We start from the raw sequence: 16,656 nt of genomic DNA, 5'->3' as shown, positions 1-16,656 counted from the left end.
CAATTTCAAATAATCCTTTATGACATCTATTTACACTCTATAGACAAAAATGTATCTTTAAGCTAGTACAAAGAAACAATATGCCAGCAGGAGTTAATATGTCCATCGAGACACCCCAGAGTTTAAAGCGCCCTCCCATACTGGGTGGTGCAATGATAATTGCCGGAACTGCTGTCGGTGCAGGAATGTTCTCTACTCCTGTGGCAACTTCCGGTGTCTGGTTTACTGGCTCCATTATTCTGCTGGTTTACACATGGGTGTGTATGTATTTTTCCGGCTTGATGATACTAGAAACCAACCTGAACTACCCATCAGGTGCAAGCTTCCATACCATGACTAAAGATTTACTCGGTAAAGGATGGAATGCAATCAATGGCATCTCTATTGCATTCGTACTTTATATATTAACCTACGCCTACATTTCAGCGGGTGGCTCAATTATTGCCCATAATTTTAAAAATATTATTTCGATATCACAGGCAAATGCTGGCTTTATTTTCGCGTTTATCGTTGCATTTATTGTCTGGTTATCGACTCAAGCTGTCGATCGTTTGAGCACAATTTTGATCGGCGGTATGGTTATTACTTTTTTTATGTCCGTTGGTGGCATGTTTACCGAAGTGAAATATGTCATTCTGTTTAATCAGACGGATGCTATATCAAATGACACGACAACAAGTTATATATCTTACGCTTTAGCCGCTCTGCCCTATTTACTCGTTTCATTCGGATATCACGGTAACATCCCAAGTTTAGTAAAATATTATCATAAAGATAGAAAAGCCGTTATTCGCAGCCTGTTATTAGGCACATTAATCGCATTAGCTATTTATATCCTGTGGCAATATGTCATTCAGGGAAATATTCCCCGCGAAGCATTCAAACAGATTATTGCTGATGGCGGGAATATCGGTGATTTATTAAAACACATGGATAATACAACAAACAGCAAAACCGTTCACCAGCTTCTAAATGCCTTCTCTTATATGGCATTAGCAAGTTCATTTCTTGGTGTCTCCTTAGGGCTATTTGATTACATAGCCGATTTTTTCGGTTTTAAAGATAACAGCCCCGGCCGGTTAAAATCTGCATTAGTGACATTTATTCCACCAACAGCGCTAGCTTTACTGTTCCCCAATGGTTTTCTATATGCCATTGGTTTTGCTGGATTCGCTGCAACCATCTGGGCTGTCATTATTCCAGCACTCATGGCCCGGGCAAGTCGCCAGCGCTTTCCTGAAGCCAGTTACCGAGCGCCAGGAGGGAAATTCCTCATTGGGTTCGTCATTCTGTTTGGTTTGATAAATGCTATAGCTCATATTTTGTCCTCTCTTGATTTATTACCTGTGTATCGTTGATATATAAAACATTCTTACTACAACCCCAATGTAAAAAAACAGTGGGGTTTTTTAATCCCTACTTGCCTAATGTCTTGACTGCGAGTAATTTTGTCGCCGATTATTCTCTTGTGGTTTTATGGAAGGTTACATATGGCTAAAGCCAATGAAATTAAACGCGGTAGCGCCGTCAGTTATAATGGTAAGTTACTGCTGGTTAAAGATATTGATATTCAAGCACCAAGCGCCCGGGGAGCTAGCACATTATATAAAATGCGCTTTACTGATATCCGCACCGGTCAAAAAGTGGAAGAACGTTTCAAAGGCGATGATATCCTTGATACGATCAACCTAACTCGTCGTAGCGTTAACTTTTCCTACATTGATGGCGATGAATATGTTTTCATGGATGATGAAGATTTCACACCTTATCACTTTAAAAAGGAACAAATCGAAGAAGAGTTGTTATTTATTCCTGAAGGTGGCCTGCCTGGTATGCAAGTTCTGACAATAGAGGGGCAAGTCATTGCCCTTGAGCTACCACAAACAGTCGATATGGTTATTGAAGAAACAGCCCCTGGAATTAAAGGCGCTTCAGCCAGTGCACGAACAAAACCAGCCAAAATGAGCACCGGACTTACCGTGCAAGTACCTGAATATATCAGTAGCGGGGAAAAAATCCGTATTCATATTGCAGAACGCCGTTATATGGGGCGTTGCGATTAATAATATTAGCTAATTCTGAGTTACCCGGTATAAAACAGGGTAACTCACTTTTTATTTTATTCCATTCATTAAATCAGTCAGCTACTTCCCATTAACATTTGGGCATAATTTAAATTCCAAAATAAAATATAAATCTGTCACTCCTTCATTTTAGCAATGACAGATAAAATCCCGACTCTTCTTCAATTAAACATTGAATAAATAACATGTAAAACTTTTCTTAACATCAATTATAGAAAATTGTAACAACGCCAATTTTCTCTTTTCCTTTTATCCATTTAATCTCTGTTATCCCTATTTGGTGTGGTAAATAAAAATAAATATCATTTTGCAAATCGAGCTTTTGTCGTTGGGTAATCTTATGTCCTTTTCGCCAACAAGTGGTGTCAGCCCAGTTATCACGCCAATCAAAACGACACGGTGATTCAACGATCGCACCAGAAAAGCGAATAACCCCTGTATTTGATGTTGTTTCTGGTTCACTATTGACAAGACCAGAAATCATTAGGAAAAAACAACCCATTATAACCCGAAACATAGACATAAAGCCCCCTCCATAAAACAGCATCATTCGCTGCGATTTCCAAAAATGAAATCAATCTAGAAATCGGAAAAATTTCTGAGTCTATGTATTGGTAACGGCTATTTTCATTGTTTATTTATGATTTTTAGCGATTAAAACTGATTAAGATATTTATATCTTACAATATTAGAATTATCAGAAGTAATTTTCAATAAATTAAGAATTTACAACCTTAAACACCCCAACATCACTCAATAAAATCCATGGAATTGAACAGGAATAGTTACCAAAGTAGATAAACAACAACAAATTAACTTATGATTAAGAACTGTGACATTATTACTCAATATTTGTTATATTAACCTACATAATTGTAAGTTTAGTTACCATTTATCTTATTTTTAACAAATAGGTCTCCCATGACACGCAGTCACCCATTTGCCATATTTATACTGAACCTGTTAGGTATCACTTTATTTCTCTCCTGGTATTTACCAGAGCATCATGGTTTCTGGCTCAAGATCGACTCTGCAATCTTCTACTTCTTTAATGAGAAATTAATATCAGGCTCAACATTCACAGAATTTGTAGCATTTGTGAATATCAGGGCCTTCGATGTCATTTCACTTTTATGTATGGGATTGCTGTATTACAACACTTTTCGTAAACAAAATTACGATGGCAAACGCAGATTATTCATGATTGGTTTGGTCATGATAATAAGCGCAATTATACTTAACCAAATCGGTCATCTACTCCCTGTTGTCCGTCCAAGCCCAACATTAACCTTCGATCATATCAATCGTATTAGCGAAATGACCAATCTGGTAACAAAAGATGCATCAGGCGATAGCTTTCCAGGTGATCACGGATTAATGCTCCTGATTTTCAGCTGCTTTATTCTTCGATATATCTCAGGCAGAGCATTCTGTATTGCATTACTCATTATGGTAATATTTGCGTTACCTCGCATCATGGCAGGAGCTCACTGGTTTACTGATATTGCAGTCGGTTCTTTATCTCTGGTGCTAATTGGAACAAGTTGGCTATTATTAACACCATTAAGTGACATAATGATTAACTGGTTGGATAAGAATCTACCGCAAATTGGTCGCCCAACTTAAGATCTTTCCCATAAACTCTATTTTACTGAATCATATCGGGAAGGTATTTAACCTTCCTAATAGTTCATAAAACCCACATAAATTAGCAACACGCCTGATCTCTCCCATTTAGAAATCTAATTTTTTGTAAATTATGTCATTAAATACTCGCCTTTTCCTGATTGTTTCTGTACTCTCGATCTGGATAACATTTATTGTAAATATCGTTATAAAACGTGGCATCAGACGCGTTTTTTCACCAAGCGCGTTGTTTAATCATTGTTTTTTCTAACACCAGGCTTTGAAGCGTTTGATATTTTTCAATAATAGCGACCAACTAAGGTAAGGATAGCAAGGGAAAACAAAAATAATGGTCAAGTCTCAACCGGCACTGAGATACATTACGCGGCTGATACCCGCGCTGTTCGTAGCGATCACCTTATCCGCGTGCAGCTCACCAGATTCATCAAGGTTTCGTAACACACAAACTGATACGCATGCAGTAAATGGTAAGAACGGCTTCTTACTTCAAGCGTCTCAGGATGAATTCGAAGCACTCGTTCGTAATCTGGACATAAAATCCAAAATTCTTAGCCAATACAATGGCTGGAAAGGAGTTGCCTATCGACTCGGTGGCAATACTAAACGCGGTATAGATTGTTCTGCCTTTGTTCAACGTACTTTCCGTGACCAGTTTGGCATGGAACTACCACGTTCAACATTTGAACAACAAAATATTGGCAAAAAAATCGACCGTTCAAGATTACGCCCTGGCGATTTAGTTTTATTTAAGACAGGTGCCCGTACCAGGCATATTGGCATCTATGTTGGCAATGACCAATTTGTTCATGCCTCTACTAGCAATGGTGTAATCGTTTCCAGGTTAAGCAGTACATACTGGAGCAAACGTTATTATGGTGGTCGCCGGGTCATCAGCAATAATATGGCACCTAACGGCTAAAAATTTTTCCCTTGCCCGCAAAAAAGCGCTCCCATTAAAGGAAGCGCTTTTCGCGTTTATACCCGTTATCTTTCAAGTTGCCTCTTTGTTGACTGCACTCACTCACCCCGGTCACATCGTTCGCCATGCTCCCGGGGATTCGCTCCCTTGCCGTCGCGATGCATCCTGAAATCCATTGGGTATATATCAAAATGGATAAAGCGCTGTTATCTTTTCAGCAATGGCTGCGCCAAGTGTCTTCAAACGACACATAACCGCACTTTCGTCTTCACTATTAATAAATAAGCACGGCTGACCTTCCAACTCAATCACAGTGCTTCCAATTTGCATATCAGCAAGTGATTGCTGTAATTTTTGCATAATATTCCACGCAGCCCCGTCTTCGTGGCTGAGTAACTTCAACCCCATCAGGCTGCTTTCTGCATTCACTTCATCAACCGGAAGCGGCTCAACTTTGATACCCACAAAACCGGGTGACCACTTGTAACTTTGCGGCAGCCGATGTACTACCGAAAGCTGAATATTATTCACGAATCATTCCTACCTGAAAGAACATAGATACAAAAGTTAAAGTTAGCGGCTATCTTCAGGTGTTCTACTCGCCAAAACCGAATAACTAACCCCCAAAAAAGGTAAACGAAAAGTTAAATTTGTGTTTATAGTATTACATTAATTCCAAATTTCACCTTAGAAAAAGTGAGATCAATCTCTCATTTCTCATATATTTATACTTTTTTTAAAGAAAACTCAACTAATTTTTATGCAAAAACCCAACTTTATGTTTAATGATTGTTTACATATTTTATTTTTTCAACTCAATACCTTAACATAAAAATCAAATAAGAACTGTAAAAACAAATAGATAACAATGTGTTTTATAAGGTATAATTAATGAAAACCTAATGATAACGCCGTTTAATATTTTTTAATTTAACAAAAATACAACAATGACTTATAACTACTATCAATGCATTAATAACAATTTATTCACACGGAAAAACATTTCGGAATTTCCTTATAGTAAAAAGTTAGCTTCTCAGCTCAATAGGAATATAAAAATCAGCAAATACACAACAGCGATAATAAAAAAATAAACTCCCTTGACGTCGCGATGCATCTTGAAATCCATAGGGTATATTATGCATAACCAATTTTTCAATTTTCCTGAATATTCAGGAAAAATATTCTCTTTACTAACATTATCGTTTTTAATGATAATGTTAGTAATACAGAAAATGCAGCTAATACTACAAAGCTATTACAACCTCGTTACTTAATGGCAAATCTTAGAATAACAAAAAATAGCATAATTTTTTGTTCTAATTGGTTATCTTTAATAAAAAAGATTAAATCTTACCCTTGTCAATCAAGAATATATCAACGAAAGTAGACATATATTTTAGAATAAAAAAACCTCAACAATCTCACATAAAATTATAACCAGACAACATCATCAAAAATATTTTTCGCTTATTCTAATTTTCTTTTGAAGGAAAAGGCTGCACATGAAAACAGCCTTCTGTTTTTATTTATCGCCGCTTTTTTGCGTATATAATAAGCAACACAGCCAAAATAACAGATAAAACCATAGAACCAACCATTGGCCAGGCATTACGTGCAGGTAACATAGCAAGTAATATACTAACCAAAGCACTAATACCAAAACGAACTGTACCTGCCAATGAAGACACCGTTCCGGCCATATGTGGATAATCATCTAAAACCACTGCCATGACATTGGATGTAATCATTGCAATACCACATACATAAGCTGCAACACCGATGACCAGAGCAATAAAGCCAAAATCGAGCGCGGTAGACAGTAATAACCAGATCCCCATCATAAGCTGCACACTCAAACCAAAATACATCATCTTCAACGCACCAAAACGCCGGACATAGCGACTATTTATTGTCGTCATCACAAACAGAAATACGATGTTAAGCGCAAAGTAATAACCAAAGTGCTGGGGCGAAACACCATTCAACTCAATATAAACAAATGGCCCTGCACTGAGAAAAGAGAACATTCCCGCAAATGAAAAACCGCTGGCAAGCATGTAGCAAAATACACGACGCTGGCGAAATAACATAATAAACTGGCTTACGGTTGTACGAAGATGAAATTTTTGTCTTTTTTCTTTTGGCAAAGTCTCTCTTATAAAGAAAGCGACAAGGAATACAGCAATAACAGAAGCCACCGCAATACTCCAGAAAATCGCATGCCAGGTGAACCAAATCATTATCATGCCACCAAGAATTGGAGCAATTAATGGGGCAATGGTCATTACCAATATCACAAAAGACATGCTACGCGAGAATTCGTCTTTGGTGAACAGATCTCGCATTAGCGCATTAATGACAACACCCGCTGCGGCGGCGGAGAATCCATGCAAAAAGCGCATATAAATAAAATCATCGATATTCTGAACCATTGCACACGCAGCTGAAGCTAGAGCAAATACAGTAACCCCACCCAGAATAACCGGCTTACGCCCCAAACTGTCAGCCATTGGACCATATACCATCTGACCAATGGCAAAGCCAAGAATATAACTGCTCAGCGTCATCTGAACCTGTCCGTTATCTACACCGAAATCCTCGGCAACAGTCGGCAAACTCGGCAAATACATATCAATGGCAAGGGGCATTAACATAGAAAGTAGCCCAAGGATTAAAATCAGTCCCAAATAGGATGATCGTTGTTGTTGCACGTATATTGCTCCAATAATTTAAATAATTAACTAAAACCAGGATTAAAGAAGAGTGACACTGGCAATTTCTTGCTCAGTTAATGATCGGTACTCTCCTGGCTCCAGTTCAGGAGCTAAGATGATTTCACCGATTCGCTCACGATGAAGCGAGGTTACCCGATTACCTACCGCTGCAAACATACGTTTTACCTGATGATAACGCCCTTCACTAATCGTCAGACGGGCTACTTGAGGCTCCAGAATTTCCAGCTGGGCGGGTTTTGTCACTGTTTTTTCACCATTAAGTTGCACACCTGCAAGAAATTTATCTGCCGTTTCTGCTGCAACTGGACATTCAAGTGTGACTAGATATGTTTTTTTACAATGATGTTTCGGGGAAGTAATACGATGAGACCATTGACCATCATCAGTTAGCAAAACCAGACCCGTAGTATCCATATCCAACCTACCCGCGGTATGTAATTTATGCGCTACCGGCTCATCAATAAAATAGAGCACCGTTGGATTTATCGGATCATCGGTGGAACAGACATATCCCTGTGGTTTATTTAGCATAAAATAACGAGGCCCTTGCTGCTGTTCCAATAATGAACCATCAAACATGACCTGTTGCTCTGGAGTTAATTTATAAGCTCCCGTTTTTACAATCTCATCATCAACAGTGATACGCCCCGCACGCAACTCGCGCCCTACGTCATTCCGACTGATACCAAGTTGTTGTGACAAAAATTTATCCAATCGCATGGATGAAGACACCTGTATTAATTAATTTAAAAATGAATGTGATCCTCTACTATTTTGGCACCACCTTGGCACTACAACACCGAGCCACCAAAAAAGAAGATATGAAATGAGCCCAAAATATTTCAAAGCTAATCATAACTATGTTTACTATAAACAACAATTATCTATTTATTATAACCAGTCATAGTTTCACTCAGTCAGATAATTATCTTACTTTGACTTCCGTCCACAGAAAATTGATAAGGAAAATGTTACTCTTTTGCGAATATTTTTCGGTTGCGAAACGATTATGACTTTTACTTTACGTCCCTATCAGCAAGAAGCCGTGGATGCCACCATCAATCATTTCCGGCACCATCATGAGCCCGCGGTCATTGTGTTACCAACTGGAGCAGGTAAAAGCCTGGTTATTGCTGAACTGGCAAAATTAGCTCGCGGGAGAGTATTAGTATTGGCTCATGTAAAAGAATTAGTTATACAGAATTACAGCAAATACTGCGCATACGGTTTACCCGCAGATATTTTTTCCGCAGGATTGCAGCAGAAGCAAAGCACAGGCAAGGTGGTGTTTGGCAGTGTACAATCTGTTGCCCGCAATCTTGAATATTTTGATAATCAATTCTCTTTGCTGATAATTGATGAATGCCACCGTATTAGTGATGATGAAAACAGCCAATATCAGCAAATTATTCATCACCTTCGGCAAAATAATCCACAACTACGTATTCTCGGCTTAACGGCGACACCTTACAGACTGGCTACCGGCTGGATATATCAATATCACTATCACGGCATGATCCGTGGTGATGAAAGTCGTTTTTTTCGTGATTGCATCTATGAATTGCCCCTGCGTTATATGATTAAACACAGTTTCCTGATCCCGCCAAAACGGCTAGATATGCCCGTTATGCAATATGATTTCAGCCAAGTTCACTCTAGTCAGCAAGGCATCTTCAATGAAACTGATTTAAATCACGAAATCAAACGACAAAAACGCATCACCCCCCATATTATCAGACAGGTTATTGAATATTCCGCTGATCGCAAAGGTGTTATGCTTTTTGCTGCAACTGTCGAACATGCCAAAGAGATTTTTCAATTACTCCCTTCCGGCCAAGCCGCATTAGTCAGTTCTGATACATCAACCGCTGATCGTGATCTGTTTATCGAAGCCTTTAAAACTCAGCGATTGCGCTATATGGTTAACGTCGCCGTATTGACAACTGGATTTGACGCTCCCCATGTTGATCTGATAGCTATTTTGCGCCCTACTGAATCCGTCAGTTTATATCAGCAAATTATCGGTCGGGGTTTACGATTATTTCCCGGCAAAAAAGATTGCCTGATTCTCGATTATGCAGGAAATCCTCACGATCTCTACACACCAGAAGTTGGCAGCAATAAACCGGATAAACAGAGCCAACCGGTTCAAGTATTCTGCCCTATCTGTAACTTCGCTAATCTATTTTGGGGAAAATGCACCTCCGACGGTGAAATTATTGAACACTTCGGTCGCCGCTGTCAGGGTTGGGAAAAGGATCAATGCGGCAAACGCCATCAATGTGAGTTCCGCTTTCGTTTTAAACTCTGCCCTCATTGCAATGCAGAAAATGATATTGCAGCGCGGCGTTGCCACAGTTGCCAGGAAGTGCTGGTTGATCCCGACGATATGTTGAAAGCCGCATTGAAGCTCAAAGATGCACTGGTACTGCGTTGTGGTGGCATGCAACTCATCTCTGAAACTGACAGTAAAGGCGAATGTCTGAAAATCATCTATTACGATGAAGATGGTGCTGATGTTTCGGAACGCTTTCGGCTGACAACCCCTGCCCAACGACTAGCCTTTGAGCGCCAATTTCTCCGTCAGCATCAACGTGCCCCGGCAATACCTTTTGACTGGAAAACCGCCTCAGATATCGTTCGCCGGCAATCTTTATTACGCCATCCAGATTTTGTTGTCGCCCGTAAAAAAGGCCGATTCTGGCAAATTCGTGAAAAGATCTTTGATTACCAAGGGCGTTTTCGACGAGCAGATGAATTGTATTAAGATGAATTGTATTAAAATGAACTGTATTAATAGGTTCAGATTGACCTATTCCATTTGCTGTAACTACCATTTTTCGCTAGAATGCCGCCCGCTTAACACGGTGTTACTATGTTAGTTACTATGTTAAATGTTAAGCCAAATCTCGAACCTGCTGCTGGGTCGCCTGTAGCAGGATTTATTTTCTTCTTGAAGAGAAAAAATAATGTTTACTATTAATGCAGAAGTACGTAAAGAGCAGGGCAAAGGTGCGAGCCGCCGCCTGCGCAGAGCTAACAAGTTCCCAGCTATCGTATACGGTGGCAACCAAGAGCCAGTTTCTATTGAACTGAATCATGATCAGGTTATCAATATGGAACACCAAGCTGAATTTTATAGTGAAGTTCTGACCTTGGTTATCGACGGTAAAGAAACTAAAGTTAAAGTGCAGGCTGTACAGCGCCATCCGTTTAAGCCAAAACTGACGCACATTGACTTCCTGCGTGCTTAATTAGCCACAGCCGAGCTTTTCGGGACGCCGAGTAAATAACGCCGCAAATGCGGCGTTATTTATTTCTTAGCATCAATGACCACCACGATGACGCTGTAACTGATCTCGTAAATTTGGCGGCGTGCCTTTAATCGTTAAAGTATCCGTTGCCGGATCCCAAAAAATTCTTTCACCAAATAACATTGCATCAAAATTGATTGTTAATCCGCCACCACTACCGGCAAATTTAGTCAACTGGCGTAACGTACTGCGATCAGCCGGAAAACTCTCTTCCAGCTCATATCCTTGTTCCTGTGAAAACTGCTGAAAATTCTGCTCTCCAAATGTAGGTAATTCCTGAGACAACGCCTTAATCTCAATTTCCTCTCCCGCCTGCAATTGATCATTACAATAGCTGTATACTTGCTGACGATAGGCTTGACGCTCATTCTTATCAAGCTCACCAGATTCACAATAATCATCAACTGCTTGTAGCAAGCCTTTATTCTGAACTTTAGCATTCATACCTTCACTAGCAGCGAGAAAATCCATAAAGAAATCTGAAACTTTACGCCCTACCCGGCCTTTCAAGAATGTTAAATAACGGCTTGATTCAGGATTAGCCTCCCACTCCGTCAAATCTATGCGAGCAACAATATCTGCATGAGGAATATCCAGATAATGCGTAGTATTTAAATCCAGATTATCGTTAACAGACATACTGTTACAGCTATTAAGTACGGCAATCAATAAATACTCTACCGCCAAATAGCGATACTGACAAAACAGGACCGTCCCTCCCTCGGCAAACGGATATTTTGCCAGTTCATCCCTCAAACGTGCCGTTGCTGCACGACTGAACCCAAGAAAATCTTCATCACCTTTACGCTGATGTTTGAGTGCTTCTGCCAATTCACTCTCTTCATTAAATAAGCCGTAAGCTTTACTTTTTGCGCTGTATACTCGGTGTAATTCAGCCATCATATCTTCCACCACTTGATCGGTGGCGAGCAAAGAATCACGCAGCATGACATCTAATGTCTGTTCATCACGCTTGATTAATTGATGCAAGGCAATCTGGTCTATTTGCAGACTCATTCTTTCTACTCCTTTCGGCTGACTTCACGCATTTTTAAACACGCATTCAAACACCGATAACAAACGACTGCAATAAAAAACCCCCAAAAGAAAATAACATTTCATCATCTGCCACCAACTATAATTTGCTGACAGATATCAAAAAATTGCTAAAAGTAGGCTATTACTGCAACATAATCTTAACCGTAAATTAATTTGCCACAAAAGAGCAGAAAATCACGCATCTATACGGTAAGATAATGTGCTTTGTTAGTTCAGGAAGTTTAAATCTATGCCACAGTCATCTCGTTACAGTGACGAACACGTTGAACGTTTACTAACAGAACTCGTCAGTGTTCTAGAAAGAAACCGTACCCCGACAGACCTTTCTCTAATGGTGCTGGGCAATATGGTGACAAATTTAATCAATACGAGTATATCTCCTGCACAGCGCAGACATATTGCTGACTCGTTTGCACACGCGCTTAAATCTTCCGTAAACGAAGATAAAGCCCATTAATTTTTAACTAAAGACCACAACGTAAACAAAATATGGTGACTAGCCGTCAGCGTTATCGTGAAAAAGTTTCCCAGATGATTAGCTGGGGGCACTGGTTTGCCCTGTTTAACATCCTGCTCAGCCTTGGACTGGGTAGTCGTTATCTGTTTGTTTCTGACTGGCCGGGCTCACTATTCGGTCGAGTTTATGCTCTGGCTAGTTGGCTGGGGCACTTTAGTTTTATTGTTTTTGCTGCTTATTTGCTGGTTCTGTTTCCACTGACATTTATTTCCATGTCGCAGCGCCTGCTCAGGTTTCTTTCAGCCATTTTCGCTACTGCCGGACTGACACTATTAATATTCGATATTGCCATATACAACCGTTTCCACCTTCACCTTACACCTTTAGTTTGGGATTTAGTCATCAATCCTGATCAAGGGGAACTGGCGCGAGAATGGCAGCTAATGTTCATCTGTATCCCGGTCATTTTTCTGATACAGATGTTATTTGGCACCTGGAGTTGGCAGAAACTACGCAGCCTGAATCGGCAACGATTTGGTAAGCCACTGGCTGCCGTCCTGATTTTGGCCTTTGTCGCTTCCCATCTGATGTATATCTGGGCTGACGCTAATTTTTATCGTCCGATCACCATGCAACGTTCCAACCTACCGCTCTCCTATCCAATGACTGCGCGTAAATTTCTTGAAAAACATGGTTTGCTGGATCAACAAGAATATCAGCGCCGCCTTATGCAACAGGGTGATCCTGCTGCGCTGACAGTGGAATATCCACTTAATGATCTGACTTATCTGAATAAAGGAAGCGGATACAACCTGTTAATACTGGTAGCTGATAAGCTGGATAATGAAGATATTACCGAGAATATGCCTGCGCTCTCTCATTTCAGAGAAACCAACATTCAGTTTAATCAACATTTCAGCACCGGGATTCAAAATGATACGGCCCTATTCGGGTTGTTTTATGGCATTTCTTCTGGTTATCTGGATGGAATACTGGCTGGACGTAAATCATCAGCCCTGATTAATGCCCTGACTCATCAGGGATATCAATTCGGCCTATTCTCTTCCGTAGGATTTGACACTCCGCTTTATCGTCATGCATTACTTTCCGACTATTCATTACCTATTGAGGTCAACCAAAGCAACCAACTCACCGTCGAACAATGGCAGCAATGGCTGAATTTACCCAATACTAACGCTCCTTGGTTCTCCTTCTTAAGGCTAAGTGGCTTGGATAAAACAGATGCAGTAGGTAATGCGGCTGCTCTTGATAGTCAGATTAATACTGTACTAGAGACACTAAAAAGCAAAAATGCACTGAACAATACGGTCATCGTTATTACCGCAGAACACAGTGAACTTGCCGCGACACATCCACCTAAGTGGATAAATAATGGCAGACTCAATCGTGCTCAAATGCATGTTCCACTGCTGATTCATTGGCCAGGAACACCATCACAGACAATTAGTAAACTGACAAGCCATCAGGACGTCATGACAACATTAATGCAACGTTTGTTGCACGTCAGCAATTCTCCTGATGATTATTCTCAAGGCGAAGATCTATTTGCAGCACAGCGTGATAACCCGTGGATAATTACCGGTGATGATGGTTCCTTGATCATTACAACCAGTGAAAACACCTTGTTCTTGGATAAAAATGGTGAATATCACCTATATGACCTGGAAGGCAACGAAATCAAAGATGCTAAACCCAATCTGGCACAACTGCTACAGATACTAACCGAGGTTAAACATTTTATAGCCAACTAAATGCTTAAAAATCAATCGGTCACAAAATTCAGTACTTGCTTTTAGATAAAAAATCAGTACTATAATAGGAATTATCGGCATGTAGCGCAGCTTGGTAGCGCACCGTCATGGGGTGTCGGGGGTCGTAGGTTCAAATCCTATCATGCCGACCAAATTTCCCTAGAAAAACCAACCTGTTAGGGTTGGTTTTTTTATGGCTGGGGGTTGGCTGGGGAAAAATTAGGGAAAAACCGGGGCAAAACCCCGACTTCAAACCTGGCATTCATAGCCATTAACAAACCAGTTCTTCTCACCCCAAAACATAAAATTACCTAATTATTACTGTTCTCACTTCGGCACCTCCGGCCACTTCACATCAGGCGCTTGATTCAAATCTGTATGAGTCAGCAATACTCTGTATTTTCTCCATTCGAGCAAAGCTTCTTTCTCTGAGTCTGTAGCGACTTCCAAGTCAACAGAGTCTTGTAGCAATGAGATTGTTTCATTTGCTTGTCTTAACAGTTCTGCTTTCTTCCGTTTTGCTTCCTCAATCTGATGGGATTTGAGAAGCTCTTTATCAACCATCCACTCTTTACCATCCCATCTATCGTAATCGGTATCAGGCTTCTTAAATGTCAGAATTTCCGGTAGCTCACCCAATTCAATAATTTCTAGTTGTGCGCGAGTTTGCTTGTTGTAAGCTATTTTCCCTCTGTGGTCAGGGACAATTTCCCAACACTTACCGTCTTCACTGCGACAAATAGCCATATCATCAGAATCGGAAAAATCTGGCGCATCAGGGTAAGAACGCGCTGATAAACCCACACCTTTTGCGACATACTCAAAATTAGTTCCAGCAAATTCTCTCGAATAAGGATTAACATGATAAACCTTTATCCAGCCGGCTTGAGTCGCTAATCTGTCTTCACCTAATATGGCAATTTCTGAATCTAAGATAGATTCTTGTGTCACTATTATTCCCGCCTTGACGACGTAGTTAAATGCGATATTACGAGGTCTTGACACTCCTATATAATCCTTACTCGCTTCCCCGAGATGAGTCTTTTCAATCCATTTAACTCTTGTCGAAATATTGCTACTTTCGGGAACATCCCACTTCAATTTACCACGATCATTGAGTGAAAAGGTAAGAATATTATCACCAGGCGCATAAATTTCCTGTACCAAATAAGACCCTTCTTGCCATGATAATAATGAACGAGATGGATCTACCCCTCTTCCATCATCCCAACCCCGGATAAATTCTCCCCTTAGATCGGGTAATCTACCGTCAGGATAAACTTCTGCCAACTTCGGGTACTGTAATTTATTGAAAAATGCACCATTACAAGTGAGATAGCCGATAGGTGGATAGGGCAACGGCCAAGGAATAGGAGAACCAACAGGAATTTCATTAGCTGTTTTAATCCGATTATCTATCTCTTCGCGGGTATACTCACGTAATGAATTTATTACTTCCTGAACAAGCTTCTGTGTAACCACTAATGTATCGCTATTGCCAATCACATTTGTAAGCTGGACAACACCTTTTTGTGTTAATGAGGCACTGGGAATGTCTGTTGTAATTTTTTGCTCTAATGCTTTATTTAATTGCGCGGTTAGTTTGGTTGTGTTCCCATCATCCAGAACATCATTGCCAGATCGTACCGCGATAAAATCAGCCACGGCAGATGATACCATTGACGCTTGACGTAATACTTTATTTAACAAGTGAGTGGGAACATTATCGGGTGAAAATCCAGTCTGCAAACTCTGATTGACCTCATATTCTTCTTGACTCACTACATTCGCATTATTATTAATAGAAAAAGCCTTAAAATCATTCTTAGGATTCATATACTTTCTCCTTAAATTACATAATATTCTTTTATACCCGTTATCTTTCAAGCTGCCTCTTTGTTGGCTGCACTCGCTCACCCCGGTCACATAGTTTTCTATGCTCCCGGGGATTCACTCCCTTGCCGTCGCGATGCATCTTGAAATCCATAGGGTATATACCGAATGAACTTCAAGATGCTTGAGATGTCAGATATAAAAACATTTAAATTCAACAACATAATCGTTTTTCAAACATGCACTTTGAAGTATCTTGAGTATATAATCAATATATTGAGTTATTGCAAAAATAATCCCCTTGCAATTCACACCAATTAAAGTCTAGTTCAGAAAAAGAATAATGCAGTGTTCTTATTACTTATTAAGGTTAAATATTTTTGTATCATTACCAGCAATAAGCACCCCAATATTTTGGAATCGAAAATATACATCTAGAAATTATTTCGTTCTTATTCCTTCTATATATTCCTACAATTCTCCCTACTTAGCGTTCCACACTGAATCTTTACCCTAACACCTAATCTACCGTGTTCAAGAATATCGTATGGCTCTCCGTCTTCATAAGATACACGCTCGTTATTTTCATAAAGGTCGGAAGCCCAAATCCTCTCATGCCGACCAAATTTCCCTAGAAAAACCAACCTGTTAGGGTTGGTTTTTTTATGGCTGGGGGTTGGTGTAAAACTCCGCTTGCCTGACTTCATTTATTTTCTATTTAATATATTAATTAATAGAAATTATAATTAATCGTTATAACCAATTTCCCGACCTGCAAATTTTTTGTAGGTACATACAAAAGCCCCATATGAACTACCCCTACCAAAGAAGAT

General features: G+C 39.9%; 15 protein-coding genes, 1 tRNA gene and 1 pseudogene. 9 read left to right on the top strand and 8 right to left on the bottom strand.

The genetic code is table 11. The features are described 5' to 3' along the window. Window positions 1-98: 98 nt before the first annotated feature. Both mtr and yeiP read left to right on the top strand, forming a co-directional pair. Window positions 99-1,358, top strand: a complete 1,260-nt coding sequence (gene mtr, locus LGZ98_RS11975; RefSeq protein ID WP_113041922.1) for a tryptophan permease — start codon at window positions 99-101, stop codon at window positions 1,356-1,358. Window positions 1,359-1,490: 132 nt separating this feature from the next. Next, window positions 1,491-2,063 (top strand): elongation factor P-like protein YeiP, encoded by a 573-nt coding sequence (yeiP, locus tag LGZ98_RS11970; protein WP_112878518.1) that lies wholly within the window; start codon window positions 1,491-1,493, stop codon window positions 2,061-2,063. 226 nt (window positions 2,064-2,289) lie between these two features. Here the strand turns inward: yeiP and LGZ98_RS11965 are convergent, their stop codons facing one another. After that, window positions 2,290-2,607 (bottom strand): YmdA family protein, encoded by a 318-nt coding sequence (locus LGZ98_RS11965; protein WP_262978119.1) that lies wholly within the window; start codon window positions 2,605-2,607, stop codon window positions 2,290-2,292. A 398-nt stretch (window positions 2,608-3,005) separates the two neighbouring features. Between LGZ98_RS11965 and LGZ98_RS11960 the strand changes: the two genes are divergently transcribed. Together LGZ98_RS11960 and mepS are read left to right on the top strand one after the other, a co-directional pair. After that, complete coding sequence (locus LGZ98_RS11960; protein WP_113041923.1) at window positions 3,006-3,710, top strand: phosphatase PAP2 family protein; 705 nt, start codon at window positions 3,006-3,008, stop codon at window positions 3,708-3,710. A gap of 349 nt (window positions 3,711-4,059) precedes the next feature. Continuing rightward, on the top strand, window positions 4,060-4,650 hold the full coding sequence (gene mepS, locus LGZ98_RS11955; RefSeq protein ID WP_113041924.1) for a bifunctional murein DD-endopeptidase/murein LD-carboxypeptidase: 591 nt from the start codon (window positions 4,060-4,062) through the stop codon (window positions 4,648-4,650). Between the two features lie 34 nt (window positions 4,651-4,684). Here the strand turns inward: mepS and LGZ98_RS11950 are convergent, their stop codons facing one another. The 4 genes from LGZ98_RS11950 to rsuA form a co-directional block, all read right to left on the bottom strand. Next, the gene (locus LGZ98_RS11950; RefSeq protein ID WP_158536531.1) at window positions 4,685-4,840 is read right to left on the bottom strand and encodes a hypothetical protein; all 156 of its coding nucleotides are present in this window, start codon (window positions 4,838-4,840) and stop codon (window positions 4,685-4,687) included. Then, a complete protein-coding gene (locus LGZ98_RS11945; protein ID WP_113041925.1) occupies window positions 4,837-5,181 on the bottom strand; it encodes a YejG family protein in 345 nt (114 codons plus the stop codon). Before LGZ98_RS11945 ends, LGZ98_RS11950 begins: the two co-directional genes overlap by 4 nt. Before the next feature lie 998 nt (window positions 5,182-6,179). Beyond that, a complete protein-coding gene (locus tag LGZ98_RS11940; protein WP_113041926.1) occupies window positions 6,180-7,364 on the bottom strand; it encodes a Bcr/CflA family multidrug efflux MFS transporter in 1,185 nt (394 codons plus the stop codon). A 42-nt stretch (window positions 7,365-7,406) separates the two neighbouring features. Further along, a complete protein-coding gene (gene rsuA / locus LGZ98_RS11935) occupies window positions 7,407-8,108 on the bottom strand; it encodes a 16S rRNA pseudouridine(516) synthase RsuA (protein ID WP_112878522.1) in 702 nt (233 codons plus the stop codon). Window positions 8,109-8,397: 289 nt separating this feature from the next. On the opposite strand from rsuA, the gene LGZ98_RS11930 reads away from it, so the two are divergent. Both LGZ98_RS11930 and rplY read left to right on the top strand, forming a co-directional pair. Next, the gene (locus tag LGZ98_RS11930; RefSeq protein WP_262978118.1) at window positions 8,398-10,155 is read left to right on the top strand and encodes a DNA repair helicase RadD; all 1,758 of its coding nucleotides are present in this window, start codon (window positions 8,398-8,400) and stop codon (window positions 10,153-10,155) included. A gap of 202 nt (window positions 10,156-10,357) precedes the next feature. Further along, complete coding sequence (gene rplY, locus LGZ98_RS11925; RefSeq protein ID WP_113041929.1) at window positions 10,358-10,642, top strand: 50S ribosomal protein L25; 285 nt, start codon at window positions 10,358-10,360, stop codon at window positions 10,640-10,642. A gap of 72 nt (window positions 10,643-10,714) precedes the next feature. Here rplY and yejK read toward each other — a convergent pair whose 3' ends face one another. Beyond that, window positions 10,715-11,719, bottom strand: a complete 1,005-nt coding sequence (gene yejK, locus LGZ98_RS11920; RefSeq protein ID WP_113041930.1) for a nucleoid-associated protein YejK — start codon at window positions 11,717-11,719, stop codon at window positions 10,715-10,717. Between the two features lie 271 nt (window positions 11,720-11,990). Between yejK and LGZ98_RS11915 the strand changes: the two genes are divergently transcribed. From LGZ98_RS11915 to LGZ98_RS11905, 3 genes are all read left to right on the top strand, one after another. Next, on the top strand, window positions 11,991-12,218 hold the full coding sequence (locus LGZ98_RS11915) for a YejL family protein (RefSeq protein ID WP_011147091.1): 228 nt from the start codon (window positions 11,991-11,993) through the stop codon (window positions 12,216-12,218). 32 nt (window positions 12,219-12,250) lie between these two features. After that, window positions 12,251-13,990, top strand: coding sequence for an LPS biosynthesis-modulating metalloenzyme YejM (yejM, locus tag LGZ98_RS11910; protein ID WP_228902745.1), 1,740 nt, complete (start codon window positions 12,251-12,253; stop codon window positions 13,988-13,990). A 75-nt stretch (window positions 13,991-14,065) separates the two neighbouring features. Continuing rightward, a tRNA-Pro gene (locus LGZ98_RS11905) sits at window positions 14,066-14,142 on the top strand. Window positions 14,143-14,317: 175 nt separating this feature from the next. On the opposite strand, the gene LGZ98_RS11900 is transcribed toward LGZ98_RS11905, so the two are convergent. Further along, a complete protein-coding gene (locus LGZ98_RS11900) occupies window positions 14,318-14,941 on the bottom strand; it encodes a tail fiber assembly protein (protein WP_390904678.1) in 624 nt (207 codons plus the stop codon). A gap of 228 nt (window positions 14,942-15,169) precedes the next feature. Continuing rightward, a pseudogene (locus LGZ98_RS11895) lies at window positions 15,170-15,826 on the bottom strand (tail fiber protein); the annotation flags it as partial. Window positions 15,827-16,656: the final 830 nt, after the last annotated feature.

The sequence above is a fragment of the Photorhabdus kayaii genome (assembly GCF_025384895.1).
GTDB classification, from domain to species: domain Bacteria; phylum Pseudomonadota; class Gammaproteobacteria; order Enterobacterales; family Enterobacteriaceae; genus Photorhabdus; species Photorhabdus kayaii.
The sequence above is the reverse complement of the archived record's forward strand: the minus strand, read 5'-3'. Positions and strand labels throughout refer to the sequence as shown.

What these genes read in the sequence shown, in the direction of transcription:
- yejM (WP_228902745.1), top strand. Translation starts at nt 12,251, where the DNA reads ATGGTGACTAGCCGTCAGCGTTATCGTGAAAAAGTTTCCCAGATGATT.
- LGZ98_RS11930 (WP_262978118.1), top strand. Translation starts at nt 8,398, where the DNA reads ATGACTTTTACTTTACGTCCCTATCAGCAAGAAGCCGTGGATGCCACC.
- mtr (WP_113041922.1), top strand. Translation starts at nt 99, where the DNA reads ATGTCCATCGAGACACCCCAGAGTTTAAAGCGCCCTCCCATACTGGGT.
- yeiP (WP_112878518.1), top strand. Translation starts at nt 1,491, where the DNA reads ATGGCTAAAGCCAATGAAATTAAACGCGGTAGCGCCGTCAGTTATAAT.
- yejK (WP_113041930.1), bottom strand. Translation starts at nt 11,719, where the DNA reads ATGAGTCTGCAAATAGACCAGATTGCCTTGCATCAATTAATCAAGCGT.
- rplY (WP_113041929.1), top strand. Translation starts at nt 10,358, where the DNA reads ATGTTTACTATTAATGCAGAAGTACGTAAAGAGCAGGGCAAAGGTGCG.
- LGZ98_RS11965 (WP_262978119.1), bottom strand. Translation starts at nt 2,607, where the DNA reads ATGTCTATGTTTCGGGTTATAATGGGTTGTTTTTTCCTAATGATTTCT.
- LGZ98_RS11960 (WP_113041923.1), top strand. Translation starts at nt 3,006, where the DNA reads ATGACACGCAGTCACCCATTTGCCATATTTATACTGAACCTGTTAGGT.
- LGZ98_RS11915 (WP_011147091.1), top strand. Translation starts at nt 11,991, where the DNA reads ATGCCACAGTCATCTCGTTACAGTGACGAACACGTTGAACGTTTACTA.
- rsuA (WP_112878522.1), bottom strand. Translation starts at nt 8,108, where the DNA reads ATGCGATTGGATAAATTTTTGTCACAACAACTTGGTATCAGTCGGAAT.
- mepS (WP_113041924.1), top strand. Translation starts at nt 4,060, where the DNA reads ATGGTCAAGTCTCAACCGGCACTGAGATACATTACGCGGCTGATACCC.